This is a genomic window from Methanoregula sp., assembly GCF_002835825.1.
GTDB lineage: Archaea > Halobacteriota > Methanomicrobia > Methanomicrobiales > Methanospirillaceae > Methanoregula.
The window spans coordinates 1-1,016 of sequence record NZ_PIZH01000796.1; the positions used below are offsets into that span (position 1 = coordinate 1).

Here is a 1,016-nt window from a genome sequence, read left to right on the forward strand (position 1 = left end):
TCCTGACCGTTTACTCAAAGAATCATGCCAAGAAAACCGAGAGTGGCAAAGGCCTTGCTGTTGGACATGAGTTCACATTGCCCTTCACTGAAGTTCTAAGGAACCTGTTCCGAGGACATAGTGATGACATAATCGAAACCGGAGACGGCTGTGCGCTCCTCGTGTCGTTCAGGGATATCGCCAACGATGCAAACGCACTGAACAGTCATAAAAAAGATTTCCGGATCGAGAGACCCGAGATTGACAGATTCGGGAAGTTTGATGACGTGACTCTTCAGGCCCTCCCGATCATACCGAAGACCCTGGCTGATGCCCAACAGTGGGCGGCTTGGACGCTCCGGGAAAATATCCGGTATTACACGAATGAAATCGGATACACAGAGTTACGCGAGAGCGCAGCACGAAGCTGGGAAGATCATTACTCCTCTGAAGAGATCCTGGAATCATTACCTTCCTACGATAAGATGCGGACCACATTAGAAGAAGAGAGAAACACTGATTCAGAGCGATATTGGTACATCACTGCACCGTTCCTTCTAACGAAAAAGGAGGTGGAGTAACATGCCCCGTTACACTCACGGAAATATTCGGGACACATTCAAGGATCCGGTCATCCGTGAAATTGATCGATCGAATCAGATTATCGGACCCTGTTGGACAAGTATCCCTGGAGTCCCGGCTCCAAAGGGTCTCACGGTATCGACAAAATCACGGAAGTTCATTGTCCCCGGAGAAGATCAAGGACTCATTGACGAACTGTGCGATATCGTCAAATCTGCTAAGACGATGATCTGCGTCTCTTCGTTCCTAATCCAGAAATCCCGGTTCACCGAAGCGTTGATTGAAGCCGCTGAACGGGGAGTCGCAGTTTTCCTCCTGACCGCACGCGATGAAGATCTCAGGAAACCCTCCGATGAGATGATGGAAGGGGAGCGCGAGAGAATTGAGGATCATATAGCACTACTCAAAAACCTTGCCGGAAAGGTCCTCGTCCGGACCTGCGACAGCTTCCATGC

General features: G+C 49.9%; 2 protein-coding genes. Both read left to right on the forward strand.

Going from position 1 to position 1,016, the window contains the following annotated elements:
* Window positions 1-560: hypothetical protein (locus CW742_RS15275; protein WP_292421895.1), on the forward strand; the 560-nt coding region annotated here is incomplete at its 5' end.
* 226 nt (window positions 561-786) lie between these two features.
* The coding region (locus tag CW742_RS15280; RefSeq protein ID WP_292421897.1) for a hypothetical protein at window positions 787-1,016 on the forward strand (230 nt) is incomplete at its 3' end.